Origin of the sequence: Nitrosospira sp. NpAV, from assembly GCF_000832065.1 — a bacterium.
Lineage (GTDB): Bacteria > Pseudomonadota > Gammaproteobacteria > Burkholderiales > Nitrosomonadaceae > Nitrosospira.
Genome location: NZ_JXQM01000021.1, coordinates 195,579 through 221,545, shown reverse-complemented (window position 1 = coordinate 221,545; position 25,967 = coordinate 195,579). Strand labels below are relative to the sequence as shown.

Annotated in this window: 31 protein-coding genes; 26 read left to right on the top strand and 5 right to left on the bottom strand. The window is 55.2% G+C overall.

All coding sequences use genetic code 11. From position 1 onward, the window contains the following. Positions 1-200: 200 nt before the first annotated feature. The 3 genes from SQ11_RS13745 (at position 201) to SQ11_RS13735 (ending at position 1,910) form a co-directional block, all read left to right on the top strand. A complete protein-coding gene (locus tag SQ11_RS13745; RefSeq protein ID WP_041514713.1) occupies positions 201-767 on the top strand; it encodes an NADPH-dependent FMN reductase in 567 nt (188 codons plus the stop codon). An 81-nt stretch (positions 768-848) separates the two neighbouring features. Then, complete coding sequence (locus SQ11_RS13740; protein ID WP_232298011.1) at positions 849-1,241, top strand: hemerythrin domain-containing protein; 393 nt, start codon at positions 849-851, stop codon at positions 1,239-1,241. A 54-nt stretch (positions 1,242-1,295) separates the two neighbouring features. Further along, on the top strand, positions 1,296-1,910 hold the full coding sequence (locus SQ11_RS13735) for an FmdE family protein (RefSeq protein WP_041514711.1): 615 nt from the start codon (positions 1,296-1,298) through the stop codon (positions 1,908-1,910). Between the two features lie 95 nt (positions 1,911-2,005). Here SQ11_RS13735 and SQ11_RS16550 read toward each other — a convergent pair whose 3' ends face one another. From SQ11_RS16550 to SQ11_RS13710, 5 genes are all read right to left on the bottom strand, one after another. Further along, the gene (locus tag SQ11_RS16550) at positions 2,006-4,036 is read right to left on the bottom strand and encodes a DUF4157 domain-containing protein (RefSeq protein WP_052494263.1); all 2,031 of its coding nucleotides are present in this window, start codon (positions 4,034-4,036) and stop codon (positions 2,006-2,008) included. Positions 4,037-4,086: 50 nt separating this feature from the next. After that, positions 4,087-5,652 carry an FAD-binding protein gene (locus SQ11_RS13725; protein WP_052494262.1) on the bottom strand — a complete coding sequence of 522 codons (1,566 nt, stop codon included), beginning with the start codon at positions 5,650-5,652 and terminating at the stop codon, positions 4,087-4,089. Positions 5,653-5,805: 153 nt separating this feature from the next. Next, a complete protein-coding gene (locus tag SQ11_RS13720) occupies positions 5,806-6,909 on the bottom strand; it encodes a PEP-CTERM sorting domain-containing protein (RefSeq protein WP_041514710.1) in 1,104 nt (367 codons plus the stop codon). A 265-nt stretch (positions 6,910-7,174) separates the two neighbouring features. Then, positions 7,175-7,582 (bottom strand): hypothetical protein, encoded by a 408-nt coding sequence (locus SQ11_RS13715; RefSeq protein WP_041514709.1) that lies wholly within the window; start codon positions 7,580-7,582, stop codon positions 7,175-7,177. Between the two features lie 132 nt (positions 7,583-7,714). Further along, entirely contained in the window at positions 7,715-8,287 is a 573-nt protein-coding gene (locus SQ11_RS13710; protein WP_041514708.1) for a hypothetical protein, read from the bottom strand. A 430-nt stretch (positions 8,288-8,717) separates the two neighbouring features. On the opposite strand from SQ11_RS13710, the gene SQ11_RS13705 reads away from it, so the two are divergent. The 23 genes from SQ11_RS13705 (at position 8,718) to SQ11_RS13590 (ending at position 25,892) form a co-directional block, all read left to right on the top strand. Further along, on the top strand, positions 8,718-9,122 hold the full coding sequence (locus tag SQ11_RS13705; RefSeq protein ID WP_041514707.1) for a hypothetical protein: 405 nt from the start codon (positions 8,718-8,720) through the stop codon (positions 9,120-9,122). A gap of 129 nt (positions 9,123-9,251) precedes the next feature. Further along, positions 9,252-9,920: a hypothetical protein gene (locus SQ11_RS13700; protein ID WP_041514706.1), complete on the top strand. Its 669-nt coding sequence runs from the start codon at positions 9,252-9,254 to the stop codon at positions 9,918-9,920. Then, positions 9,917-10,876, top strand: a complete 960-nt coding sequence (locus SQ11_RS13695; protein WP_041514705.1) for a heparin lyase I family protein — start codon at positions 9,917-9,919, stop codon at positions 10,874-10,876. Before SQ11_RS13700 ends, SQ11_RS13695 begins: the two co-directional genes overlap by 4 nt. Positions 10,877-10,961: 85 nt before the next feature. Continuing rightward, on the top strand, positions 10,962-11,270 hold the full coding sequence (locus SQ11_RS13690) for a hypothetical protein (protein WP_156972513.1): 309 nt from the start codon (positions 10,962-10,964) through the stop codon (positions 11,268-11,270). Next, the gene (locus SQ11_RS13685; protein WP_041514703.1) at positions 11,263-11,781 is read left to right on the top strand and encodes a hypothetical protein; all 519 of its coding nucleotides are present in this window, start codon (positions 11,263-11,265) and stop codon (positions 11,779-11,781) included. The genes SQ11_RS13690 and SQ11_RS13685 overlap by 8 nt, the downstream gene beginning before the upstream one ends. 42 nt (positions 11,782-11,823) lie before the next feature. Continuing rightward, positions 11,824-13,077, top strand: coding sequence for a PBSX family phage terminase large subunit (locus SQ11_RS13680; RefSeq protein WP_041514702.1), 1,254 nt, complete (start codon positions 11,824-11,826; stop codon positions 13,075-13,077). Then, positions 13,074-14,912 carry a hypothetical protein gene (locus tag SQ11_RS13675; protein WP_052494261.1) on the top strand — a complete coding sequence of 613 codons (1,839 nt, stop codon included), beginning with the start codon at positions 13,074-13,076 and terminating at the stop codon, positions 14,910-14,912. The genes SQ11_RS13680 and SQ11_RS13675 overlap by 4 nt, the downstream gene beginning before the upstream one ends. A gap of 193 nt (positions 14,913-15,105) precedes the next feature. Then, positions 15,106-16,104 carry a hypothetical protein gene (locus SQ11_RS13665; RefSeq protein WP_041514700.1) on the top strand — a complete coding sequence of 333 codons (999 nt, stop codon included), beginning with the start codon at positions 15,106-15,108 and terminating at the stop codon, positions 16,102-16,104. An 11-nt stretch (positions 16,105-16,115) separates the two neighbouring features. Beyond that, positions 16,116-17,387, top strand: a complete 1,272-nt coding sequence (locus SQ11_RS13660; RefSeq protein WP_041514699.1) for a DUF4043 family protein — start codon at positions 16,116-16,118, stop codon at positions 17,385-17,387. 68 nt (positions 17,388-17,455) lie between these two features. Further along, positions 17,456-17,902: a hypothetical protein gene (locus SQ11_RS13655; RefSeq protein ID WP_041514698.1), complete on the top strand. Its 447-nt coding sequence runs from the start codon at positions 17,456-17,458 to the stop codon at positions 17,900-17,902. A gap of 70 nt (positions 17,903-17,972) precedes the next feature. Then, the gene (locus SQ11_RS13650; RefSeq protein WP_156972512.1) at positions 17,973-18,512 is read left to right on the top strand and encodes a hypothetical protein; all 540 of its coding nucleotides are present in this window, start codon (positions 17,973-17,975) and stop codon (positions 18,510-18,512) included. Then, on the top strand, positions 18,512-19,351 hold the full coding sequence (locus SQ11_RS13645) for a heparin lyase I family protein (RefSeq protein WP_041514696.1): 840 nt from the start codon (positions 18,512-18,514) through the stop codon (positions 19,349-19,351). The genes SQ11_RS13650 and SQ11_RS13645 overlap by 1 nt, the downstream gene beginning before the upstream one ends. A 41-nt stretch (positions 19,352-19,392) precedes the next feature. After that, complete coding sequence (locus SQ11_RS13640) at positions 19,393-19,797, top strand: hypothetical protein (protein ID WP_041514695.1); 405 nt, start codon at positions 19,393-19,395, stop codon at positions 19,795-19,797. Continuing rightward, positions 19,794-20,129, top strand: coding sequence for a hypothetical protein (locus tag SQ11_RS13635; RefSeq protein ID WP_232298010.1), 336 nt, complete (start codon positions 19,794-19,796; stop codon positions 20,127-20,129). Before SQ11_RS13640 ends, SQ11_RS13635 begins: the two co-directional genes overlap by 4 nt. Then, positions 20,126-20,749: a hypothetical protein gene (locus SQ11_RS13630; protein WP_041514693.1), complete on the top strand. Its 624-nt coding sequence runs from the start codon at positions 20,126-20,128 to the stop codon at positions 20,747-20,749. The genes SQ11_RS13635 and SQ11_RS13630 overlap by 4 nt, the downstream gene beginning before the upstream one ends. A gap of 22 nt (positions 20,750-20,771) precedes the next feature. Continuing rightward, positions 20,772-21,668, top strand: coding sequence for a hypothetical protein (locus tag SQ11_RS13625; RefSeq protein WP_041514692.1), 897 nt, complete (start codon positions 20,772-20,774; stop codon positions 21,666-21,668). Beyond that, positions 21,668-22,006 carry a hypothetical protein gene (locus tag SQ11_RS13620; RefSeq protein WP_052494260.1) on the top strand — a complete coding sequence of 113 codons (339 nt, stop codon included), beginning with the start codon at positions 21,668-21,670 and terminating at the stop codon, positions 22,004-22,006. Before SQ11_RS13625 ends, SQ11_RS13620 begins: the two co-directional genes overlap by 1 nt. Continuing rightward, complete coding sequence (locus SQ11_RS13615) at positions 21,997-22,293, top strand: hypothetical protein (RefSeq protein WP_052494259.1); 297 nt, start codon at positions 21,997-21,999, stop codon at positions 22,291-22,293. The genes SQ11_RS13620 and SQ11_RS13615 overlap by 10 nt, the downstream gene beginning before the upstream one ends. A gap of 92 nt (positions 22,294-22,385) precedes the next feature. Further along, on the top strand, positions 22,386-22,562 hold the full coding sequence (locus tag SQ11_RS13610; RefSeq protein ID WP_156972511.1) for a hypothetical protein: 177 nt from the start codon (positions 22,386-22,388) through the stop codon (positions 22,560-22,562). 1 nt (position 22,563) lies between these two features. Beyond that, positions 22,564-22,878 (top strand): hypothetical protein, encoded by a 315-nt coding sequence (locus tag SQ11_RS13605; protein ID WP_041514690.1) that lies wholly within the window; start codon positions 22,564-22,566, stop codon positions 22,876-22,878. Further along, complete coding sequence (locus SQ11_RS13600; protein WP_041514689.1) at positions 22,875-23,159, top strand: hypothetical protein; 285 nt, start codon at positions 22,875-22,877, stop codon at positions 23,157-23,159. Before SQ11_RS13605 ends, SQ11_RS13600 begins: the two co-directional genes overlap by 4 nt. Beyond that, positions 23,156-23,704, top strand: a complete 549-nt coding sequence (locus SQ11_RS13595) for a lysozyme (RefSeq protein WP_052494258.1) — start codon at positions 23,156-23,158, stop codon at positions 23,702-23,704. Before SQ11_RS13600 ends, SQ11_RS13595 begins: the two co-directional genes overlap by 4 nt. 151 nt (positions 23,705-23,855) lie before the next feature. Continuing rightward, complete coding sequence (locus SQ11_RS13590) at positions 23,856-25,892, top strand: hypothetical protein (protein ID WP_041514688.1); 2,037 nt, start codon at positions 23,856-23,858, stop codon at positions 25,890-25,892. Positions 25,893-25,967: the final 75 nt, after the last annotated feature.

Below are 25,967 nucleotides of genomic sequence, written 5' to 3'. Positions count from 1 at the left end.
TGTTGCTGCCAAATAACCATGATAACTCTAATGTTACCAATAATACGAACCATTCTCATTATATCTCATTATACTATATTGCATGAGGATTCCACATAAAATGGCTACTATGAAGAAGCCTGGATGGACAAATGCGGCCAATCTGTAATAGTCTAGCTACCTCGTCCAACTGCCCGAATTTGGCTTAACAAGAAAAAATCGTGCCACTAAAACTTCATACCATCATCTGCAGCACGCGGCCCGGTCGCATCGGGCCTTCCATCGCTAACTGGTTCCACGAACTCGCGGTGCAGGATGGCAAGTTTGACGCGGTACTGGTTGATCTCGCCGAATTCAATCTTCCGGTATACGATGAACCGGAACATCCCATCCGCCAGAACTACCGGCATGCGCATACCAAGAAATGGGCCGCCAGCGTCAATGCGGCCGATGCCTATGTATTCGTGACACCCGAATATAATTTCGGACCGCCGCCTTCTCTTCTGAATGCACTGAATTATGTCTACAAGGAATGGAACTACAAGCCGGCCGGCATGGTCAGTTATGGTGGAGTCTCGGGCGGCATGCGCGCCGCGCTGATAGAAAAACTCACTTTGACCACGTTGAAAATGATGCCGATGACGGAGGCTGTTACGGTGCAGAATGTCTCCAGCCACTTCGATGACAACGAAAATTTTCTACCGGGCGATCATCACAAGAATTCAGGTGCGATATTGTTGGAAGAGTTACACAAATGGGCGCAGGCGCTGAAAACCATGAGGCAATGAGCCGTCCAATCCCTCCACCGTCTCGTTATGATTCATTTCACCGTTATCTATTGAATGCCCCGGATTGGCGCTTTGCTTTCGTTGTCACGCGAACATCATACTTCGCTGGTAATGGCGCGTACTGCGCGGCGTGCGGCAAATGAAGATGGAAACGGCGTGATGGCCAGCGCGGTCTTGATGACCGCCGCAATAGCTTCCATCGAGGCCCATTGGCATACCGTGATGGCCGCTCATTTCGAAAAGGAGGAACGGCTGATACGGATCGCGCGGGATATGCTTGATCCTCAGGCGGTAACGCGTGTTCTCGCTGAACATGCCGAACTGCGTATGCTGGCCGCGGGTCCGTGCGCGCTTGAACCCGCTGCGCGCCTGCGGCGCTTCGCCGATCTGATCAGTGCACATGTGCGCTATGAGGAACGCACGCTTTTTCCACAATTGCAATCCCATCCCTGTGTTACCGATGCCGATCCTTAAGCGGCGATTCCGATCAACTTCAGCCAACTCAATCAACTCAATAAGGAGATCCGCATGAATTTTCCCGATTTCTATGAACAGGCGCCGGTGGTACTGACCCACGACCCATTTGCCGCCACGCTGGGCGCCGCCCGTGACGGCGTGCTCGAATATCACTATGAGGATGCGGTGCGCCTGGCCGGGCATTCCTGCCCCACCGTCGCCGGTGCGTTTCTGATGGGACGCGCGGCGCTGGCGGCGCTTTATCCGAACGAACCTGCCGAGCGCGGCGCCATTGCCGTGCATATGCCCGCACCGGAAAATGACGGTACTACCGGTGTCGTCGCGCAGGTACTGACTTTGCTCACCGGCGCGGCCGCCGATAATGGTTTTCATGGCATCCAGGGACGCTTCAAACGCAAGGGGTTGCTCAGTTTTGCGGATCGCCGCGAGGGTGACGCGATCACCTTTAAACGCCTCGATACCGGCACTAGCGTGGCGGTGAGCCTGGATGTTTCGCTAGTGCCGAGCGATCCGGCTCAAGGAGGACGTTTAGCAGCCATTCTGCAGGACAGCGCCGATGAATCCCAGCGGGCCGCCTTCGCTGAAGCCTGGCAGGAGCGCGTGCGGCGACTGCTGCTGGAGTTTGCCGATGACCCGCGCGTGATACGGCTTAGCACCGTGCAGTAGCGAACCCAAATCCGGTAGTTGACCGCTCATTTGCCACGGATTGGCGGAGCATTTATTTCGTCAATCCGTGGCAAAGATTTCATTAGCAACGCAATTCAGAAACCTTTACTGATTTTTTCTTCCCAGGCTGCCTGTTTTTCTTCGACAATGCCGTGCTTGGTTTCCTTGTCATATTGCGACTGTTTCTTCTTCCGTAATTTTTCATTGCCCGCGTAATTTTTCTTCATCTTCTTCAATTCGCCCGCCAATGTCTTTTTTGCCTTCGCCTCGGCCGCCTTCTGGCCACATGCATCGACTTCTGTAGAAAAACCATCGACTAGAGATCTGAGATCACTCTGTGCTTTTTGGGCCATGGCCTCTGTCAGGTCAAAATGCGCCTGTTCATGCTTTAACAAACTGTCGCTGCCTGCTTCCATCAAATCGGTTGCGCACGCATCCAGAAACGTTGTCCGGCAGTCCTCGGGCTTGCTTACAGTCGTTGATGCGCCACTCATCGTAGCTTCCCAGGTAATCTCGTTTTTTAACAATGCTTCGAGTTCCGGGGCAAATTTAGTCTTGCACTCGGCTTTGGTGGTTGCGGTGGCGGATTCACTACCAAGGGTTCGTGTAACTTCCTGGCCTTCCATGGAAGCAGCTACACAACCCGGCAATAATACTTTTGTACATTCCTTTTTCGTATTTGCCGTGATTTCAGTGCCATCGAACTCAATGGTAAAACTTGGGTCACCGTTTTTGAATGCCGCCTTGCAGTCGGCCACCGCCGGTTTGCATTGTTTCTTGGCATCCTTCTCCATTTTGCCGAAGTCTTTTTGACAACTAGATTTTTCCTTGGCAACTGCCTTCTTGATCTTGGAGAATTGTTTCTTGAAAGCTTTCTCGCATTTGGAGGAAAAATCTTTCTCGCACTTTTCCCGCCGTGCCGGCTCATCCGTCGTCCAGAGTTTATGCCATGATTTTTCCTGATCCATGAATGATTTAACCTGGATCAGCGATGAATCGATGGTGATGTCGACGGTAAATCGGGTGAGGTCTTTCCCTTTCGCCTTGCAGGGTTCAGTAGTATCTATCGCAGCATTGGCGGGTAGCAATGCTTTAAGATCCGGTTCCTCAAAAAACGAAGCAGTTACGGCATCATACTTTGCTTTTTTGGGTGCATCGCCCTGAAAATCATCCCATGTAAGCGCACGATGCCCGATTTTGTCCCGTTGAATCGGAAGTTCTGTTGTCCTGGAAGACAGTGCAATGGAGGTATCCGCGCCGGCTCGCTGCACGGATGGAAAGGGATGAGGCAGGGCTGCTTCGGCCATTCGTTTTCGCTGCAATGGCGCGCCACCGGTTTGTTGCACGACGTGCGTCAGCTCGTGTGCCGTGAGTTCCAGATTGTCGGGACTGCTATGGGCGCCATAGTAGATGTCGGCACCGTGGGTGAAGGCGTTGGCGCCTACATCCCGGTTCATCTGGATGGCATCGCTGCCGATATGGGTGCGCACCTGGCTGAAGTCCATGCCGAATCGCGGCTCCATGAAGCTGCGCACGGCATCCGGCAGGGGACTGCCGCCGCCCTTGCTGCGGTTGAGACGGGATTCGACATCCTCTCCCGCCTCGAAGCTGTCGGCCAGCGATCCGGCAGGGCTGGCCTGAATCGGTTCGGCTTCTTCCTCCTCCGGCAGGGTCTGCCGCTGGGCCAATGGCGTGATGGCGGCGGCTGGCGGCGGGGTTTGCAATGTCTTGTCCTCGTCTTCCTCCGCTGCTTTTTCTCCCGGCACCCCTTGCGGCAAAGCGGCTCGCGCTATGGCTGTCTGCGTTGCCGAGACGGCGTCCGGCATGTTCATCACCTGGCGGGCGACGCGATCGGCTTCCTGCTCGTATTGATCGTCCGCCGCACCGACGGTCAATTTTCGCTGGAGACCGATAATCCTGCCTTGCGGTGTAAGGCGCCTGGCCCGGATCAACTGCGCGACACGCTGGTTGCCCAGTGTTCGTTGCAGCTGGAGAATGGGAGAGGGAATCCCACTCCGGGATGAACGCGCTAAAGGCCGATTCGGCTGACCCGGCTGACCCGAAACGGGGCGCGTAAGCTGCCGCCTGGTTTTTCTGGGTGATTTGGTCACAAATTGCTGAGACATTCTGGATAGCGGCTATAGGTTGAAAGTTGGTTGGCATTTGGCCCCGGCTTTCAGGTCGCCAATCCAACGCGGGTGGTGAAGCTGTTGTTGAAGATCTGCCGCACTGCCGCGTTTTCCAGCAGGTTTTCTCGGCTGGCAATCCACTGATCGACGGCGGCATCGCCGTAGCGGTTGCGCACGCGCTCCGGCGTGAGGAAGTCGTTGTACTTGCCCCAGTGCAGCGTAAACGGGATGCCTGCTGCATCCAGATTGTTCCAGATCCGGTTGTAGAACGCCCGGGTTTCCGGTGTATTGACCGCATCCAGTTCCATGATCGCGGTAGTGTCGAAGCGGGTGAATCCCAGCAATGCCTGGGTGCCTTTGACGAAGCGGTGCGAGAGGATGACCGGCAAAACGGTGTTTGAATCCTTGTAGGCCTTGAAGGCGATTTCCATCGCCTCGACCGCGTGCGCCACCGGCATGCCGACGCCGCAGGCAAGTGTTTTCCCCAGTGTTTTCTCGCCACGGAAGAGATCGCGAATGAGCGCCTGCTTGAAGTAGGGCGCAAACTCCTGGTTTACCTGGCTGTTCAGCAACGGCACGGCCAATTTGTTGAGCGGGCTGGGTATCCTGCCCACCACCGCTCCCATGATATCCAGCCCCGATGCGCCCAAACCGGGCTCGCCGGCGTTCCATTCCGGCGGATGGTAGTTGTCAGGGTCGTAAGCCCCCTCATACATGATGAGAACGATGGCCTCGTCAGGCGGCGTGCCTTCGTTGGGGTTGAAAAAGATCTCGAAGTGATAAGGTTTGTCCCTGGGCACGGCATTGGCTTCCGCCGGCAGGGGAATGCGTGTGGGATCGCAAGCGGTAATCGCCGCTTTGAGTGTGGCATCGTAAGGGTGCCGGAAGCGCACGGCGTTAAGCAGAAACAGCTCGCGCGTCTCGATCATGATGCCATGGATGATTCCGAAGGAGCCAAAGCTAACCAGCGCGGCATTGAACAATGCATCATCCCGTATGAAATCGGCGCCGATGCTTTCGGCAAAGGCGGGTTGCATGATGGGGTAGGATTTGCGTTCCAGATAGACATGCTTGTCCGGTCCGGTGACGAGGTGCAGGCCGACGACCATCTCCTGCATGGCGCCAAATTTGTAGGCACCACCATGCGTTCCCGTTGACAGGGCGCCGGCAATGGTCTGGCCGTTGTTGGAACCGCAACCCTTGATCGACAAACCGGCGGCAAAGAGATAGTCGTTCAGCGCGGCAACCGAGTTGCCGCATTCGACGAAGCGCAGTTTCGCGGCATCGCCGCCATAAGCGGGATTCGTCAGATCCTTGGGCACTTCGAACGCCAGCCGCAGGGCCGTGGTATCGATCAGGCGGCCATCCGTGACAGCGACCGTGCTCAGCGACCAGAGACTGCCGTGCGCCCGCAGCGACGCGCCATCCTGAATACAGGCCTGGATGATACCCTGCAATTCCCTGGTCGCACCGTTGTAGGTTTCGAAGGGCGGTTTGCCGCCCCGGTCTATGTTAAAAGCGTATTCTCCCTCAATCGCCTGTTCATAAGATTGGTGCCGCCCTGTTTCAACAGTCTGCGGCCTGAAGAAACTGCGTCCGTGTTCATTGGCCATGATCTATTTCCTTGTTCTCTTGTGTCTGTTGAATGATGCCGGAAGTATGCCCGCGGAGCTGGCAGCGGGAATGTACTTCGTTCATCATCGGCATTTCAAGTTGCGCAACGGCAGGGATCGGCTCATTGTCAAACAAGGCTGCTCTAACCTGATCTACCGGCGCTTTCTGCGCCGCGCCATGAAGCCCACGACGCCAAGTCCTGCCAACAGCATTGCATGGATTTCCGGTTCAGGAACAGGTGTCATCAGGAAGGCGTGAGAAATAATACCTAAACGGCTGTTAGACGCAGCTCCTACAATCGCCCCGTTATCATTGATACCTGAAGCGCTGGTCAATACCCAGCCAGCGCCGATCGTGCCGGCATCCAGCAAGCTGTTGAGGTCGGATGCAGCGGTGCCGTCCCAGAGGATGGCCGTGCCGCTGTCCTCCCCGACGATCTGGCCGGAATCGTTGATGGCATAGGCGGTACCGCTGCCCAGGATCGTTCTGGCGGTGCCCTCCCAGAGGATGGCCGTGCCGCTATCCTCCCCGACGATCTGGCCGGAATCGTTGATGGCATAGGCAGTACCGTTACCCAGGGTGTGCCAGACGGTACCATCCCAGAAGATAGCCGTCCTGCTGTCGTCATTTTCAACGATTTGACCAACGACTTGGCCTGAGTTGTTGATGCCATGGGCGTTGGTCGCCAGCCCGCCCATGACGCCAAAGGTGGTCACGGTGGTGCCATTCCAGAGCGTGGCTTGAGAAAAAAAATCAGAAGAATCGTCGCCGAGACCGCTGGATCCAGCGATTTGTCCAGAGTCGTTAATGGCGGAGGCAATGTTTGGATAGCGAACCCCAGGCAGGCGGCCAAGCTCGGTTATATCAGCGCCATTCCACAATACGGCTTGGGTAGGGATGCCGTCGCCGTGGCCATAGGCATACCCGACGACTTGCCCGGCATTGTTAATACCGCGAGCGACGGAGAAATCCGCGCTCGGACCCAGGGCGCCGAGGTCGGTTGCGGCGGCGCCATTCCAAAGGGTGGCGTGAGAAGTGTCATCCAAGGCGGTGCTTTCCCCGACGACTTGCCCGGCGTTGTTGATATCATAGGCGGCACTAAAGCCGCCCCTGCCGACCAGGGTGCCGAGATCGGTAAAGGTATAGGCCACGGCAATTGCCTGGCTTGAGGCGGCGAATAAAATACTCGCTGTAACTAAATGGATGAACCGAGGGCTGGATTTGACGAATACGGTATTAATTTTTTCACCCTCCACGATATAGAGTTGACGCTATATGCTTTCAATCGACTCTTATTTATAGTTTAGAAAGTAGAAAAGTAAAGAATCTACGTTTTAAATCGTAGGGATCAATCAAGGGTATCCGGATTTTTCAATTAACCCATAATTGTCAGTTGAATTGATGAAATGCTCCAATGATTGCCACTAGACAACACCATGAAAGATCATGAGGCCAGGCCCCCGATCGAACGTTTGGTGCTGCGCATGTTTAATTTCTTTGCTTTCAATAGCCAATAGCTGATCAGGAAAGCTGTCGCGATTTTGATCGCTTGGATGGCGATGGAAGCACACCCGGCCTGGTCGGCGGAGCCTTGCAACGGTAATACACCTCTGTTGGCATCCATAAACCCAGGGTAACAACACCCGCCAGGTCATGCGCCAATGAGCGGTAGACAATAACATCATTGATACCCTGGCCCTCGCATTCCGCCGAAAGAACCTGCGGATCGAGCACCAGTCCCCAGAAATAGGCATGCATGGTTTTCTTGAGATACCCCTCGGTATGGCCCTTGGGTTTGATGGGATCGGAATCCGGTATGGTAATCTGAAAACTGGCACAGCCGGACAAGGCCAGAAATCCGGCCATGCAGGCAGCCAGGCAGATGGAACGGAAATTATTGTGCCTACTCATCGTCGTTGCGGCATTCATTGTGGTTTCCCCATATTATTTTGTACCGAGACTTCTCCTTGTCTCCGATCCGGCCCAATGAGGCTCCAGATGATCAAGAATGCCCTGACCCCAAAACGCACACTCCACGCTGTCCGACTACCGGATTTAGGATTATTTGTCATTGGGCGCGCTTCGAATCGATGGCGTGGTCGTATAACCCTTTGGTTGCTGGGGCTCGCCATTTACCGTATAGACGGGACATGGCTGCTGATGACCGGGGGCAGTGGGAGATCTTGTTGTCGTAATCTTGACGATGCGCTGTCCCGTCGCGCCCGTAGTCTGGGTGGCTGTTCCCTTATTCAGGTCTGGAGGATCGCACACCACGTAACCGTTGTATCGATGGAGCGATGTTCCGCTTGGCATGTAACTGCCGGGGAACTGATATCCATACGGAGTGTTGATCCCGGACATGCTGCTGGCGGGCACCGGCAACAACACCAGCGGAGTGCCCGGTGTGGAACCGGGCAGGCGGTTGCTGGGGATATTGTTGTGAGGGTTGGGAGGGTGGCTAGGGAGCATTCCTGGGGAGACGAACGGACTATTCTGCGCCATGTCATGACCCATGCCGCCTGGAATGGAACCCATGGGCGCAACCATTGTGTCCACTTCCTGTGCCGCCGCATGGGTTGAATGGCCCGAGCACACCAAACCAAATACGAGGAGCGATGCGAGACGTCTGATCATGGGGCCTCAGTCATAAGAAAATATCCAGTAATCAAAGCCATGAGCCATCTCGAATGATTATATACCAGCCTGTTTGCATGCACTTATTTATAGCATTGATAAGGGAAAAATCAATTTATGAACAGGATGGGATTAATATCGTAAATCTTGGCAACAAATCGCTTGACAAATGCCAGTAACGCTATATAATACGCTTCCATATTGTGGATTTTTATGTCCGATCACAATAATTAAAACCCGTTCCTAAACGGGTTTTTTTATTATCCGCTCGCTGCATGCGGTTTTTTCTTGCAGTATCCATGCCCGCTTATGCGGGTATTTTTTTGACCTTAATAAATAAAAGCCGCCTCGTGCGGTTTTTTTTTGCCTGCCCGCCTTGCGCGGGTTTTTTTATTTCTACCCCGAGCGGGTTCTTTCACGAGTAACGTAAATGATCAGTCCAGCGGTTACAGCAGTAGTGATTGCCATTCTTGCCGCTCTCGCCTTCGGCGGCGGTTTTGCCCTTAGCGACTGGCGGACGGCATCGCAGATACAGCGACTTAATACCGACAATGCAATGTTATCGGCGGCGAATGATAAATGCGCTACCGATATCCAGTCCGTACGCATGGCATTGGAGGCGCTAACGGTAGCTGCGGCCAAAAGGGAAAAAGACGCGGTCAAGGCGATGCGCGCAGCTGCAACGGCTGCAGCAACACATACCGGCAATGCAAAGAAAATACGATCCCTTCGGCCAGTTCCCCTGGAGCGCGGGAAGCATTGCGAAATGATCGCCGCGGAGCAAATCCAGTATGTGCAGAACCGTCGCGGCAATAACGCGGGAGTCTCTGAATAAGTTCTTGAATTGCCAATCTTTGCCAGCGAATACTGGCAGTGAGTGGAATACCCATGGCCGGAAGCAATAGCTGAACCGGAAATTTTTGTTTAAAAAACACGGCGCGCAGGCGCTAAAAGGAGATAGTAAATGGATCCCATTCTGCAAACGCATAAGAAATGCCATTCGTCATCGATAGGAACATGGTCGCAAAGCGGTTTCGACATCACTGTATCGCATACCGCGCATGGAGCGCTTCCGGGCGACAAATACGCTTTCTATCCGTCACCGGGTACCGGCACACTGGCAGCTACCGGCATATACGACATAGTGGCGGTAGCTGACGCGAATACCTTAACACTTTCTTCGACTATAAGCAGCATTGGCACAGGCACGATGCGCGGGACGGAAACACAAACCCTGTTCTCGGGAATTGTTCCTGCCGGAAGCATGGGTGAGAACGGCGGACTGCAGGTTTATACCCGGCATGCCCATAAAAACAGCCCAAGTTCAAAGATATTCAAAGTTTATTTTGGCGGTGTTGAATTCACCTCATATTCGGCCTCTACGACGTCAATCAGCGGCGCCATGGCCTTTATTCTGAATCTGACCGAGACTTCTCAGCAGATCGCATCCGGAACTCCATCAGGGGTAACCGCAGCCGCCGGCAACTATACGGGAGGATCGGGAACCTGGAATACCGCCGTGGTGGATACAAGAATCAATCAGTTGCTGGAAATAATGGTTGTCAAGGCTTCGGGTTCCGATAACGCTTATCTCGCCTCGATCGATGTAATTCTCGTTCCATCATTAACATGAAAACTTACGCCCTAAATGATGCCAACATGTTATTGGCCCAGGCTTCCAGACCGCAGGTCGAACGTTTCTTTTACGACGGGAATATATACGTGATAGAAGGATCCTCGGATTACGCCGATCTGCCAGCGGAAATATTAGCGCTGCTCAACGGCAGGCAAGCGACAACACCTCTGAGGTCACCCGGTTATTACCCCCTCTATAATAGTGGGGAGGCCCAGGCGCGATACATACTGCATCCACAAACCGAGCTTAATACACGTTGGATCGAGTCCAATGGAACGGCAGCGAACGGTCAGAGTGTCGACGTTGGAAAGGCCGCCAGGGTTTATAGCAATCCCGATGCGATCGTATCGAGAGTTGAGCCGACCGATTTGAAGGTGGCGGGCGGGTTCAGGGGAGAAATTATCCAGGCGAAGAATTATCTGGTGTTCGGCACCACCTACAACATGGGTATAGCGGTGAAGCTGGCTGCCTGGGACTTCATAAATGCTCCTGATTCCGAAATAGTGATTTTCCAGATTCACCAATCTGAAGATGTGGGAGATTTCTCGGGCATCCCGCCATTTTTCCTGTGCGTGACCGGATCGACGTTCACCGTCAACCATACCTATGCCACGGCGCCCAAAAATACCACTTCGCCGCGCCGGTCAACCGTTTGCACCCTACCTGCCAGCGCAGATACCTGGTACTACTTCACCTTCAGGATTAACTTCAACCCCACCGGGATCGGTGCCCTTGATGTTTACCTGAATGGCGTTTTGGTGGGATCTTACTCCGGCCCGCTTGGCTACAACGACCTGAGAGGACCGTATACGAAAGTAGGATGCTACAAAGCCGGAAACTTTCCAGCCGGAATAGCGAGCAGGGAAGTTCATTACAAGGGATGCATAGTTGTTCCCGCAACAGCCGATTATACGCTGCCGCAGATATACGAGGATTTGCAGGCTATCAATTAAAAGGGGATAACGATGCGTCTTTTCGCAGCTTGCCCGGCTCCAGCCGGGACTGGCATCCAATCATGTTAATTGCATACCAAATTTCATGAAGCATCGTACTAGTACTAGTCTCATGCTGACGATTTCAGTACTCGCATTGGCGGGTTGCGCCGGCAAGCCAGTCATTCAGACACAAGTGGTCGAAAAACCGGTTGCCGTTTTATGCCGGGTGGAAACACCCGCGGAGTGCAAGTCGGCCTATGCGGTTGATCGCGTATCCGTGAATGACGATTCCCTGACCATTAATCGGGCGCTGCGCGCCGAGATAGAGGAACGATGGGCATGCGAGATCAAATTGCTCGCGGCGCTCAAGGGATGTAACAACCTGCCGCAAAAAGAGTTGAATCATGAGTGAGCGTAAATCGCCTTCGGCGGCCACGGCATTGCCGGTCCATGGGGTGTCATCCGGCAAGAAAAGGGGTGCGCCAACAATAAAAACCCGTGAACTGGTGGATGCAATTTGTACGGGCATCTCACTGGGAAAATCGGCACGGACGATGTGTGTGGAGACCGGTATCAGTCAACGGGTCTTATGGAACTGGCTGGCGAACGATGCGGCGCTCATGCAGCAGTACCTGCATGCGAAAGAGCTTTGCGTGGATGCCTATGCCGAAGAAATCATAGAAATCTCCGATGACGGGTCAAAAGATACCTTTACCGACGAGAAGGGAAAAGAAGTGACGAATCGCGAGATCATAGCACGCTCCCAGCTGCGTATCGACGCGCGCAAATGGTATGCCGCGCGGCTTGCGCCCAAGAAATATGGCGACAAACTGCTGAATACGCGAGAGGACGGTGATACCGGCAAGCCGATTGTGCACAAGGTCGAAGTGGCCTTTGTCACAATGCTTGCCGCCGGCAAGTAGCCAGGTATCCGGTCTCATGATTCTTGAATATTCGATCGCGGCATGACCGTGTACCGGGCGGAATTTCCTGAAAAACTCCGATTTTTGTTCAAAGCGGCACGGTACAAAATTTTATATGGCGGCCGTGGTGGCGCAAAGTCATGGAGTGTTGCCAGGGCATTGCTGATACAGGCTGCAGTCGCACCGTTGCGCATATTATGCGCGCGTGAGTTCCAGAATTCGATCGTCGAGTCGGTGCATCACCTGTTGCAGTCCCAGATTGCTGAAATCGGCCTGGAATCATTTTACGAAGTGCAGAACAACGTCATTCTGGGCAGGAACGGCTCTGAATTTTTGTTTGCCGGACTGCGCAACAATATCACCCGGATAAAGTCGTTCGAGGGCATTGACCGGGCCTGGGTGGAAGAAGCCCAGGCAGTAAGCAAGCTAAGCTGGGATACGCTTATTCCCACTATCCGCAAAGAGGGTTCGGAAATCTGGGTGACCTACAATCCGGAACTGGAGACCGACGAAACCCATCGACGGTTCGTTATCAATCCGCCGGCGGGAGCAGTCGTTGTAAAGATCAACTGGAACGATAATCCGTGGTTTCCGGATACATTGTTGCGCGAGAAGGACGATTTGAAAACCAGAGATCCCGACGCGTACCGGAATATCTGGGAAGGTTATTGCCGCGTGACGCTGGACGGTGCGGTTTATGCCAGGGAGTTGAGACTGACCCAGGAAGAAGGCCGCGTAAGAAATGTGCCTTATGACGCTGCGAAACCGGTGCATACGTTCTTCGATCTGGGCTGGGCCGACAACACCAGTATATGGTTTGCGCAGGCGGTCGGCGGCGAATTCAGATTAATCGATTATTACAGCAACAATCAGATGCCAATACAACACTACATCAATGTGCTACAGGACAAGGGATATCTGTATGGCATGGATTGGCTGCCGCACGACGCCAGGGCCAAGACGCTGGCGACAGGCCGAAGCGTGGAGGAAATCATGCTTGCGGCCGGGCGCAAGGTGAGAATAGTGCCGAATCTGTCCATTCCTGACGGCATCAATGCCGCGAGAACGGTATTTAATCGCTGCTATTTCGATGAGGTGAAGTGTGCCGAGGGATTGCAAAGCTTGCGGCACTACCGGTTCGATGTCGATCCGGCCACAAGACAGTTCAGCGGCAGGCCACTGCACGATCATCACAGCCACGCGGCGGACGCATTTCGCTATTTTGCCGTGTCTACCGAAGATGATAAACCCGCCGGCAGCGCACGCGGCATCAGCATGAGAGGCTGGCGCGCATGACCCTGGGTACTGGCAGGGTGGATGCGGCGGATATGGCGGCGGACATATCGGTCGAGGCATACAGCGGCATCTGCCGGGATATCCGCAACCAGCCAAAGTGGCGCCTGGATTCCGATATAGATTGCGATTATTACGACGGTGCTCAGACCAGTGTTGACGTAATCCGGCGTCTTAAAGATGCCGGTATTCCGCCACAGGATTCAAATCTGATCAAGCCCACCATCAATGCCGTGCTGGGAATCGAGGCGCGCAGCCGCACCGATTACAAGATCACGTCCGACGATGAGCGGCACGCCGAGATAGCGGAAGGGCTCTCCGCAAGAATCAAGGAGGTCGAGGCGGAATCGAGGGCGGACAGGGCAATGTCCGATGCTTATTCCAGCATGATCCGGGCCGGAGTCGGCTGGGTGGAAGTCTCACGCGAGTTCGATCCGCTCAGGTATCCATACCGGGTGCGGGAAATTCATCGCAATGACATCTGGTGGGACTGGACATCGAAGGAGCCGGATCTGTCGGATGCGCGCTATTTACGGCGCGACAAGTGGGTCGATTACGCGCAGGCGGCGAGGATGTTTCCGGAGCAGCAGGCGCTTATCGGCAACAGCTGGAACGGCTGGAACAATCTGGATGTATACGAAGGCGCCGATACGGGCATGGCCAGGGCCTACGAAATCGAGCAGGCATGGGGTCAGGCGTGGGGGCATGGTCAGGAGGATTATCTCAATCGCAACTCGGGCATGGTACGGTTGTCCGAGCTATGGTACCGGCATTCCGAGGAGGCCTACGTTGTGGTATTGCCGGACGGCAAGGCGATCGAGTACCGTGAAGACAATCCCTACCATGGGGCCGCGCTGAGCAGGGGTCTTGTATACGTCCAGAAATCCTTGCTGCCGAGATTGCGCGTAGCAATCTGGCTGGGGCCGCACAAACTGATGGATGTGCCCAGCCCGCTGCCGCATCGGGACTTTCCCTATGTCCCCTTCTGGTGCTTCCGCAAAGACCGCAGCAGGGTTCCGTATGGATTGATCCGCGATATGCGGGGGCCGCAGGACCAGATTCTCGATCTGGATATCCTGCTGTACGAAGTGCTGAATTCAGTAAAAGTCGAGGTGGATAATGATGCGCTCGATTTGAGCCAGAATACCTATCAGGAGGTCGCGCACAACATCAGCAGCCTGAGGTCGATGACCGTCCTGAACGCGCAGCGCAGGAATGCCGGCGGATTCAAGGTAACGCGCGAGCATGCGCTGGCCGCGCAGATATTTCAACTGGTGGAGGAGCGCAGGCACAGGATTGAAGCGGTAAGCGGTGTGTACCGGGCAATGCTCGGTGCGTCCACGCAGGCCGCGAGCGGCGTTGCCATCAACAGTCTGGTGGAGCAGGGCTCCACAGTACTGGCGGAGCCCAACGATAATTTTCGCTATGCCCGGCGGCTAGTCGGACAGCAGCTGCTTGCGCTCATTAAACATGATCTGCTGGGAAAGCCAATGAGCATGGCGGTAAAACAGGGCAACAAACGCAAGACGGTTTATTTCAACCGCGAAGTCATGACTCATTCCGGCCCCGTGATCGAGAATGATATCGAGACCGCCGAGGTCAGGGTCGTGCTGGAAGATATTCCCGCGACGCCGAGCTTCAGGGCGCAACAATTACAAGCATTCACGCAGATCGTACAAGGGGCGCCGCCTGCATATCAGGCTGTGCTATATCCGGCGATGCTGGAATTGTCCGACATCCCGAACCGGCATGAACTGGCTGATCAGTTGCGGCAGATAGGTGGTGTGGACGGGCTGGACCGGCCGGCTCAGCAGGTTATGCCGAGAACCCAATTATGAAACTTCATGCGACGCAATGTTCATTGCGTCCTATGCCATACCCAGCCGCTTTCGAGCGGCTTTTTTGTTTCCGCATTCGGTTATTCGGATTTTTGGACAACCCAAGCGCGCTCACGGCGATACCGCAGTTTTATAAACCCGCTCATATCCGGGCGGCCCGCTCACTGGGTCAAGCAGTAGGAGAAAAACGGCAATGGAAGTAAATCAGCTTACGGATGAACAAATAGTAAACCTGACGCCGGAACAGATCGAGATGCTGGAGAATGACCCGAACCGTCTGTCAGAGATTCTGGGCAATCAGAAGGAAGAGGAAAAAACCGGGGAAAAAGACGAACGCGAACAGGAAGGGAAACATGACGCGCTCAATGACCCGGACAATGGCGCCGCATCGGCCGCGGAGGAAGATCAGCCGGTCGTTCTGAACAAGAGCGGCAAAGGAGTTATCCCTTACGAGAAACACAAGGAACTGCGGGTGGAGAACTCGGCGCTACGCGAACAGTTACAGGCTGCCAAACTGGAAAACACTAAAGCGGCTGAAAAACTGGAAGCGCTTCTGCAAAAAAAAGAGAACGCAACGGGTGCCAGCATTACCTTGGCGGATAAAGCCATCGACGCGCATCTGGAGCGTATCAAGGAAGACATGCCCGAGCTCTACCAGGTGGTTAGTGCTGTTCTTGAGGGAAGCCGCAGGCAAGGCGAAAAGCTCGAAAAAACGCTTGAGGAACTGAAGCGCGAAAAGGAGGAATCCGATCGTGCGAGACAACTCCGCGTTGAAGAGCAGGTAGTCGAAGCCAAAGACAATAACTCTGACCTGGTGCACTGGGAAAGCAATGATCCGCAAGCGTGGGATGAAGCCATCAAGCAGGATGAAATTCTGAGAACCAGCAGCAAGTGGACTGCAAGGCCCTATTCCGAAAGATTCGAGGAAGTTGTCCGGCGTGTCAGGGCGATTATGCCAGAAGCTTCATTGCCAGAAAAACAAGCTAATCCCGAGCAAACAAGAGCCGAAGCGAAAGCAAGGCTTGAGAGCGCTCCGGCCAAAAAACCCACAACCCTATCGGATATCCAAGGGGGTGCAAACCCCGCTTCCGAGCGTGAGCAACTCGAGAACCTGAGTCCGCATGAATTGACCAGGCGATTGATGAAAATGCCCTCGCAACAGGCGGCAGCCTTGAGATCCGAACTTGATTAAGGACCCATGAAATGGCTGAAACCAACGTAGCAAGCGGCAGCTCGATTGCAGTGAAACACTATAGCGCCGCGCTCTTTGCCAATACGCTGAAAGGCGCATCGGCGATGGAAAATCTGGCTGGTCCGGTGGAACCATCCGCCGCGATGGAAAAGATCGCCGGACAGACGCAACCGGGCATGCCGATCGTCAGGATCGACAACCTGATGAAAAATGCGGGGGATATCGTTACGCTCGATCTGGTCGATACCGTCAGCGGAGAACCGTTGATGGGGGATATTAATCGCGAAGGCAAGGGCGACACACTGTCGTTTTCTTCGATGGATATCAAGATCGATCTGGCCAGCAAGGTGATTGATGCAGGCGGCAGCATGTCGCAGCAGCGCACTAAGCATAACCTGCGCGAGATTGCACTGGCCCAGTTGTCCGGGTATTTTCCGCGCCTCGATACGCAGGAGTCACTGGTGCATCTGGCGGGTGCGCGCGGGTCGCAGACCGGCACGGATTGGACGATACCGCTCCAGAGCAGCGCCAATTTTGCTTCGGTCATGATCAACCCGGTCAAGGCGCCGACCTATAACCGGCATTTCGTGGTCAACGGCGCCAACCTCACCGCTGGCGGACAGCAATTGGGTTCCATTGTTTCCACCGATCAACTCAAGCTGATGCATCTTGACAATCTGCGCAAGCGATTGGACGACATGGATCAGCCCCTGCAGTCGGTGAAGCTTGCCGGCGACCGGGCGGCGCAGACGTCGAAGATGTGGGTGTTTCTCGCCACGCCTAACCAATATTCCATATTATTGACCGAAGGCTCGCTGCGGGCATTCCAGCAGAACGCCGTGAACCGTGCCGCCTATCTGGATACCCGTCATCCGTTATTCGCTGGCGAAGCCGGCATGTGGAACGGTATTTTGGTGATAAAAAACGAGCGCGCCATTCGCTTTCTAACGGGCGAAAGCACAAAAATTGTCACCGCCGTCAATGCGGCAACCGCGGTGGAAACCGACCAGGCCATCAACCCCTCGCTGAGCGCCGGTTATGCCGTCGAGCGCGGCCTTTTGCTGGGTGCGCAGGCACTGGGAGTGGCTTACGGCAAAACAGGAGTCAGCGGCATGCAGTTCGGCTGGAAGGAACATTGGTACAACTTTGAGAGCAATCTGGAGGTCATGGGGGAGCGGGTATGCGGCAAGGGCAAAGTGCGCCTGTCGATCAATGACGGTACCGGCGCGAAGATACCGACCGACTTTGGCGTGATTGCGGTCGATTCCGTCATTTCCCTCTAATCCCTGGAGCACAGGCGGAGTCTTTAATGCTCCGCCTCCCACTCATTCATCCTCAAGGAGTTTTTACCATGGCTACTTTCAATGCACCGGATTTGTTCAGTAAATCGCGTCACATGGGCGGATATGGCAATGCCGTCGTCGTTATCGGCACAGTCGCGCCGACTGGGGGGGTCTCCGGGGATATTTATTTCCCCGTCATAATCCCGGCGGGCCTGAACGTTACCGATATCGACATCGTCAACGATGATCTGGATTCCGGCGGCGCGCCGGCCATTGCCTGCAAGGTGGGTTATGCCCCGCTGAGCGCGGCGGATAATCCTCCCGCTATCGATGATTATTTTGCCGCGGCGGGAAAAACCTTTCTCAGCACCGCTGGCCGCACTTCCCTGGCGTTCCAGCCCATCAAATTCGAAAAACCGGTATTCCTGACCATTACCCTCACCGCAACGGCTGCCACATTCACTTCCGGTAAAGTTACCGCAATCGTCAAGGGCGACGGAGTCGGCGTCAGATAAGCATCAACTCGAATAAATCAGAATAAGCGGCCTCTCCGGAAGGATGGCCGCTTTACTTTTAGGAGGCGAAATGCCCTTAGTAAAGTACATAGGAACCGTTACCAAAGTGGACTCGGTGCCGGGTTCCCAGGTAAGTTGGGAGCCTGGCCAGATCAGGGAAGTTTCTCTAGAGATGGGAGGCTTGCTTACCGCATACACGGATTCGTTCATCTACTTCTACCCGGTTCTTGATTCAAATTCATATCAAGCCTCCGGTGAATTGAACGTCGCCGACATGGCTGAACATCCTGGAGAGGACGCGGTATTCGACCGCACTTTTGGCGGCGCACTCTGTGTCGCATCCGGCCCCAAGAGTGTCGACTCGTTAATCAACAATGGCGCCTGTATTCTTTATGGATACATCGTCCATGCCGCAACCGCCACGGCAGCCATTACCATCGAGAACGGCATCACGGCAGGTTCCGGAGCGACGGTCGCAACATTGCCTCCCGGCAAAATAGCGGGCGAATATATCTTCCCGGTTGGCATTTCATGCAGCAACGGTTTATTTCTTAACTACGCCACCGGCGCCACAGGCAGTGTCAGCGTACTTTACTGGCCCGCAGTGTAATGGCGCTTAATCCTAACGTGACGCGTATCGCATCCGCGAGCGATTTAAACGATACGAACAAATATGTGCTCAAAAGATGGGAACCTGCGCGTATCAGCATGGTTGACGATCCGGTAAATCAGCGCGGGCAGGTGGTCAGGATTGTAAGGAATATAAACGACGGCATAGTGAGTGGTTCTCATCGCACCGAAATAGTCCGCGATAGATTCATCTCGGAATATGCTTTCAAAACCGGCGGTGGTTTTTACTGGGGGAGCTACATGCTTGCGCCGGAGTGGCTTGAGAAACATCATTTACTTGAAGCCTCGGTACCCAAGGTCACCGATTATTCGATCAATATCCAACAGTTTCATCCTCGGAACACTGACAACACCACACATCCCAAATGGACCGTTGCCATCAATGAATTCGGTGTGTGTCTGCGTAAATGGAATCAAAGCGACGCGGCGGGCGATTATGAGATTGTCGCGCGCTGGCCGGTGGATGCGCTGGTATGGCACGACGTCGTCTGCCAGGCCGTATGGTCGATAGAGGATGGGCTTTTCGCTCTTTATCTCGATGACAGACTAATGTACCGATTCGTTGGCCCCACCATCTATCCGGGCGCCACGGCAGGTTGCTGGTGGGCGGAAGGCATCTACGCGCCCGGCAATTTTCCTCCTGGAATTACGGAACTATCGACATATGTACAGGGCCTCAAGCAGGCCTATCCACCCGGCCCTTATTCGCTGTGCCGCGACAGGAATGCAAAATATATCAGGAATATCAGATCGAGATCGCTCACGGGCAGGCCCACTGGAGCGAGAGCGCTGGCAACGCGCACCACCGTGGAAATCTAGCAGTCTGCCAAGAACGATGAAATCCCAGAAAAGGAATTGATATGCCGCGAGTGAAATACTTGAGCACCTGCATTAAAACCGACAGCATCAATAACATTGGTTTGCGCTGGGAGCCTGGACAAGTCAGGAACGTAACGGCAGAGGTCGCAGAGAGGCTTCTGGCATATTCCGATACCTGGGCCCAGGAAAAAGAGCAGGAGCCACAAGCGCCGCAAACACCCCCGGCGGATGAACCCGTCGGGCTGGCGCGGGAGGAGAAAGCGATGGAGGAACCGCTGCCAGTCGTCGATTTCCATGCCATGGACAAGAAAACCATGGTCGAATATGCCTCGCGCCATTACAACGAACGATTGGACCAGCGCCAGAATGAAAATGTGATCCGGCACAAGCTCATTGACCTGTTTGCCCGGCATCATCAGGTTGAATGGGCTGAGGGAGGTGAATGATGGCCTTTACCTATCAGTCAGCCGTCGATCTCGCGCGAATTCCACTTAATGATACAGGCAAGGACCGGTATTCGGATGCGACGCTATTGACCTTCGCAAGTCAGGCAATGCTGCAAATCTTCAAGCGTCGCCCCGACCTGTTCATGGGCCAATTCGGCAATCTGCCCCATGGCGATAACTTGCTCGCCGATATCTTCCCGCTCCCCGCCGAGTATGTGCAAACGGTAGCGGATTATGTTACGGCAAGAGCCGAAATGACTGACGACGAGTATGTCAACGCCGGGCGTGCCGCTCTTTTCATGCAGCTCTTTGCTGCCGACGCAGCAATATGAAGCTGTGGAGTGATTTTTACGACCTGGTCATGCCTGCGCTGCCCGGCTGCCCGTTCACAATGGTGGATAATGCCTTGCGTCAATCAGCCATTGTGTTTTGCGAGCAATCGCTGGCCTGGCGGTTTCATCATCCCGAGGTACCGGTGATGGCCGGAACGGCGGAGTATGCCTTCGTGCCCCCGGCGGGAGCCGCGGTGCATTGCATTACGCGTGCGGCGCTAAACGGAGAGGAAATCGAATCCCATGTGGGAGAATCCGGCATACCCATCCAGAATTGGGCCAGCTGCTCAGGCATGCCGCTCTATGTTCTGGGCGGAGCAACGGCAGCCACGCTGGCGCCGATCCCCGATGCGGCCGGAGTATTGACAATGACGGTCGCGCTGAAGCCGTCCGCAAACAGCACGGGAATCGACGACGCGCTGTTCAGTGAGTTTTGGGAACCGGTTATGCACGGGGCCTTGGCACAACTGCTGCTCTTGCCTAAAAAACCCTACACGCACGCGCAACTAGCCGCCTATCATCAGCAGCAATTCGACATCACCACAGCGGCAGCAGGAATGCGCGTGGCCAGAAACTACACGCGCGCTCCACTGAGAACCGCGATCATGGCCAGAAAATAGGCCGATAAAGTAGGGGGGTGAAATGGGACTCAAGTTCTCTAATTTCGGCAAGGCAAAAATCAGTTCCGCCCCAGATGGAACGGCTGGCCTGAGCTTCACGGTGGAAGCTGGCAAGGGAATTCTTTTTCCGGTGCTCGGTACGGGTGATTATTTCTATGGGATCTTCAAGGATGCCTCCGGCAACCGGGAAATCGTGAAGATCGAGGCCCGTGGCACGGACAACTTCGCCATCGCCACGGGCGGGCGCGGGCTGGATGGCACGGTCGCCAGAACCTGGGCGGCGGGCGATTATTTTGTGGCGGGCATCACTCGCGCGGCCCTGGAAGAATCGTTATCCAATACCAATCTCATCGCCCTTGGCGCGCTTGCGTCATCCGCTGACGCGCTGCCGTATTTCTCCGGTGCGGGCACCGCCGCCCTCACCAGCCTGAGCGCATTTGCCAGGGCCTTGCTGAGTAGCGCGGATGCCGCGGCGGCGCGCGCGACGCTTGGCGCAGCCGAGGCTACACTGATTCCGTCCGGCACCGTCATGTCGTTTTTCCAGGCCGCGGCACCGGTTGGCTGGACACAGATCACCACGCATCATAACAAGGCAATACGGATCGTGAGCGGAACCGGGGCGGGATCGGGCGGATCGGTGGCTTTTACCAGTGCCTTCGCTTCCCAGGCTGTTACGGGTTCGAACAGTGCAACGACCCTGACCATGGCGCAGATACCATGGCACACGCACGCTTTATCTGTATATAACACCGCTGGCGTAGGTACGAATCCTAGCGGTGGGGGCGGCGGCTCCATACAAGGAAACCCCTTGACCGATGGAGGCACCGGTGGCGGAGGCTCCCACAATCACGCATTCACGGGCACCGCGATTAACCTCGCGGTGCAATATATCGACATGATTCTTGCGAGCAAAAACTAATGGAGACCCGGATTGCGGATTGTCCGCTCGGGGCAAAGTGCGAAGAAATCAAGGTAGAAGCGGGAAAATCCGTGCTCTACCGCTGTCCCTGGTATGTGCAGGTTCGCGGTGTTGATATGAATACGGGGCAGGAAACCGGCAACTGGGGTTGCGCCATCGCCTGGATGCCCGCGCTGATGATCAATACCGCCAACGAATCACGCAAGGGCGTAGCTGCCACCGAGTCGTTCCGCAATGAAATGGTGAAACAAGGCGCACAGGCGCAATGGGCGCAAGAGGCATTGTTCGAGGCGGCGCAACAGACGCTGTTGCAAGGGGAGGGCAAGATATGCGAGTGACGATTATTCGCGACGATGGCGTTGCCGGAGTGGATGGATTGTTCCGGCCGGTTGACTTATCCGCGCTGCCACCGGAGATCCGCGCGGTACAGTGGAATGGGGCGAGCGGGCATCTCGAATACGACAACGCGGCGAACACGCCTCTGGACAGCATCGCGGAATTCCAATGGGTTATCGACCGGTGGGCTGCTGCCGCGCCGCAGCCGCTTGCTGCCGCCTCCACCATGAATGGCGTCTGGGATGGAAGCCGCGTCAATCGCGATTCCGGTAGACCAGGCTCTAAATAACGATATGATTTAAAATTATTTATTTGGAAAGTAAGCGTTCCAAAGCGATGTTCAATAAGGCCGCATTAGCGGCCTTTTTTTATTGGAGGTTGATGATGACTCAGTTCCAGCGCAAGCGTATCAAGGAAGAAATCGACAGACAGAATGCGATGGTGGATGCGAGCGCGGACAGCTTGCTCGACAAGCTGCGGGCTTCGAAATGGACGGGTGCGATTTTGCTCGCCGCCGCCATGGCGATCGTGATTGTGGTCCTGTGGAGCCTGTTCTGACATGATGAACCAGGACTCCGACAGCGACCACAAAACAGAGCGAACAGAGCGGCGGCGCGGCCCATCCACTTCCACGCTATCCTTCGGCGGACTTATCGCGATAGCCAGTCTGCTCGCATCGGGTGTGGCGACTTACAACGCGGTGCAGAATGATATCGCCAGTTTGAAACGTGGAGAATTGTATCAGGAGCGAACCAATGAGCGCCTGAGCGAGGAGATCAGATCCATAAGAGTCGAGCAGCGGGAAACGATGAAGGAATTCAACGAAAAGCTCGATCGAATCATCGAGCAGTGGCCCCGGGGGAGAAAACAATGAGGTATCTCGTCGCTCCCCTGCTTCTGGCATCCTGCACCGTATTCACGCCTGCACCCATAGAGGAACGCGCTGAACAGACCACCTCCCCAGTGGAAAATCCCGGGAAAAATCCTGAGGCCAATCCCGAATCATCGGAGACCCGGGCCGAGGGGCGCAAGCTGAAGTCCAGGCCGGTGGCGCCATCCGCATCCGATGTCTCGCCCTGCGCGAATCTCGACGCCGGGGATTTAAAGGCGACCATAAAGGCGAAACTTGACTGCCTCCAGGAGCATGCCAGATGATTAATCCGTCTCCCACGCAAGTCCGCTCCACAATTGCGGTAATGGTGCTGGCGGCCTCGACCCTTGTCGGGATCGCCTTGCATGAAGACTACAAGGAGGAGGCCTATATTCCCGCACCTGGCGACGTGCCTACTATCGGCTTTGGAACGACCGCCGGTGTCAGGATGGGCGACAGGACCACGCCCACGCGCTCGCTGGTGCGATTGCTCGACGAAGTCGAAGGCGTCTACGCGGCCGGGGTTAAAAAGTGCGTTACCGCGCCGCTGTATCAGCATGAGTATGAAGCATATGTGTCGCTCGCCTATAACATTGGCGTCGGCACATTCTGCAAGAAGGCAAAACCGGGGAAGCCGCCCAATCTGATCGACCTGATCAATGCCGGGAAATACGCGGAAGCCTGCCAACGCATCGAGGCGTTCAAATATGGGCCAGGCAGAAGGGTATTGCCAGGGCTGGTGAAAAGGCGGGCGGAGGAACGAGCCATATGCGAAGGGAAAAAATCGCCCACATCATTGGGTGGCATGGATCCTGAATCCAGTAGTTGACTGCTCATTTTCTCAGTTCTTCTCTCGTTCATCTTCCAGCCTGGCGCCATGATCCATAAAAATTTCTTTTCCCCTGATTTTTATCTATTGGTGGGTTCGCCTCTGCAAAGCGGATTGCATTTTACTGCGCCCAGTTGCCGGATTTAGGATAATGACCGCATTCAGAATCGCCGGCTTCTCGGGGCTTGTGCCGAGATTGGCAAAACAGTTGCTTGCGCCGAACCAGGCGCAGGTTGCAACGAACTGCAATCTGATATCCGGCGATTTGCGCCCAAGGAATGGCCCGCTGCATGTGTTTTCTCCCGTCATCGGCAATGACATAAAATCCCTGTTCCACATGGAAAGGGATGGCAACGAAAAATGGCTGGCGTGGGACAAGGACGTGGACGTGGCGCGTTCGCCCATTGCCGCGAACATCTCCGAGCGTTTCTACTACACTGGCGACGGCGAGCCGCGAACATCGGATTACGAGACCGCCACCGCCGGGATCGGGCCTTATCCTTCCGGGTGCTATGTGCTGGGAGTGACGCCGCCGGTAACCAAACCCACCGTTACTCCGTCGGGAGGCGTTGAGGCCGATGTTACCCGATCCTATGTCTATACCTTTGTCACGCAATGGGGCGAGGAATCCGCCCCGTCTCCCGCCTCGATTGCCACAACCGGCAAAGCTGACGCTGCCTGGATGCTGTCAAACCTGGATATTGCCCCGCCTAACTCAGGCAACATATCCGCAGCCATCAAGGACACGCCATCAGCCGGGTATGTGCAAGTGACGCTTGATTCAGTGTTCGGTTTGCGCGCTGGTGAAACGGTTACCTTCGCAGCCGTGGCCGGCATGACGGACCTCAATGGCACCTTCACCCTTGTGAGCGTGGATTCGGCGACCAGAAAGATTGTGGTATCGCTGTCAACCATGCAGGCCTACACTGCCGCCGGAACATGGACGCGGGTTGCTCCGCACAACACCCTCGGCATGAGCAAGCGCATATATCGTACGCTGACCACTTCAAGCGGTACCGAGTACCATTACATCGTGACCATCGGGGCAATTACCACCGCCTACAACGATACGGTCCCGGACATTGGTGCCGCACTGGGTGAAGTACTTCCGTCCGCGTCATGGAACATGCCGCCTGCCGATATGAAGGGCATAGTTGTTCTGGCCAACGGCATTGCAGCCGGTTTTACGGGAAATGAAGTATATTTTTCCGAACCGTTCAAACCTTATGCCTGGCCAGCAGCGTACCGGCAAACCTACGATCAGGATATTGTAGCAATCGGAATTGCCGGGACGACACTTGTGGGAATGACCAAGGGGTGTCCTTTCACCATTACCGGCGTGGAACCGGTGACCATGGGCGGTGGCATGGAAAAGCTCGGCGTTGCCTGGCCATGCATGGCGAAGCGCGGTGTGGCGAGCTTTGCGTTCGGGGTGGGTTACCCGGCGCCGCAAGGCATGGTGATCATCGGCGCCGGCAATGATATTGTAACCAAGGATCTGTTCACGCAGAAAGAGTGGGCGGAACTCAACCCCGAGACATTCATCGCCGCCTCTGCCGATAACCGCTATTACGCCGGTTATACCGTTGACGAAAGTTCTCTCATGTTCGTGATCGACAAGGGCGAAAGCGCATCATTCGTTAAAGTAAACCAGAGGATTACTGCCATATGGGCTGACCCGCAGACAGGCAGGCTCTATGTCGCCGCCGATAAGAAGATCTACCAATGGGAGGGGAATGCAGGCACCAAGCTTTCCTACGAATGGAAAAGCAAGAAATTCATCACCGTGCCGCCGATCAACTATGGCGCGGCGAAGGTCGATGCCGATTTTGATATGTCCGAAGCGGAAATCGGCGCAGCTTTATCCGCCTATGACGCGGCGATCGCGGGGAACCAGGCGCTTGTTTCCGCTGATGCCATGAACGACGCCCTGGCTGATCCTTGCCTCGGGGAATATGAACTAGGCGGCGATGAGATGCGGCCCAACCCGCCGCTGACTATCAATTCCCTGCAATTCCAGCTATGGGCTGATGGTGCGCTGAAGTTCACCAATCAAGTGGGGAACAGTCGCGCCTTCCGCCTCCCCGGGGGCTACAAGGCGGACAATGTTGAAATTGTGTTATCCGGCAATGTGAAGGTGACGGGGATCGTGCTGGCAGAGACCATGGCCGGGTTGAAACAAGCGTGACGAAAACAGGACTGGATTCAAAACATGAGCCGCTTGCAGCGGCTTTTTTATGTTCATACCAGATAGTTCCTCAGG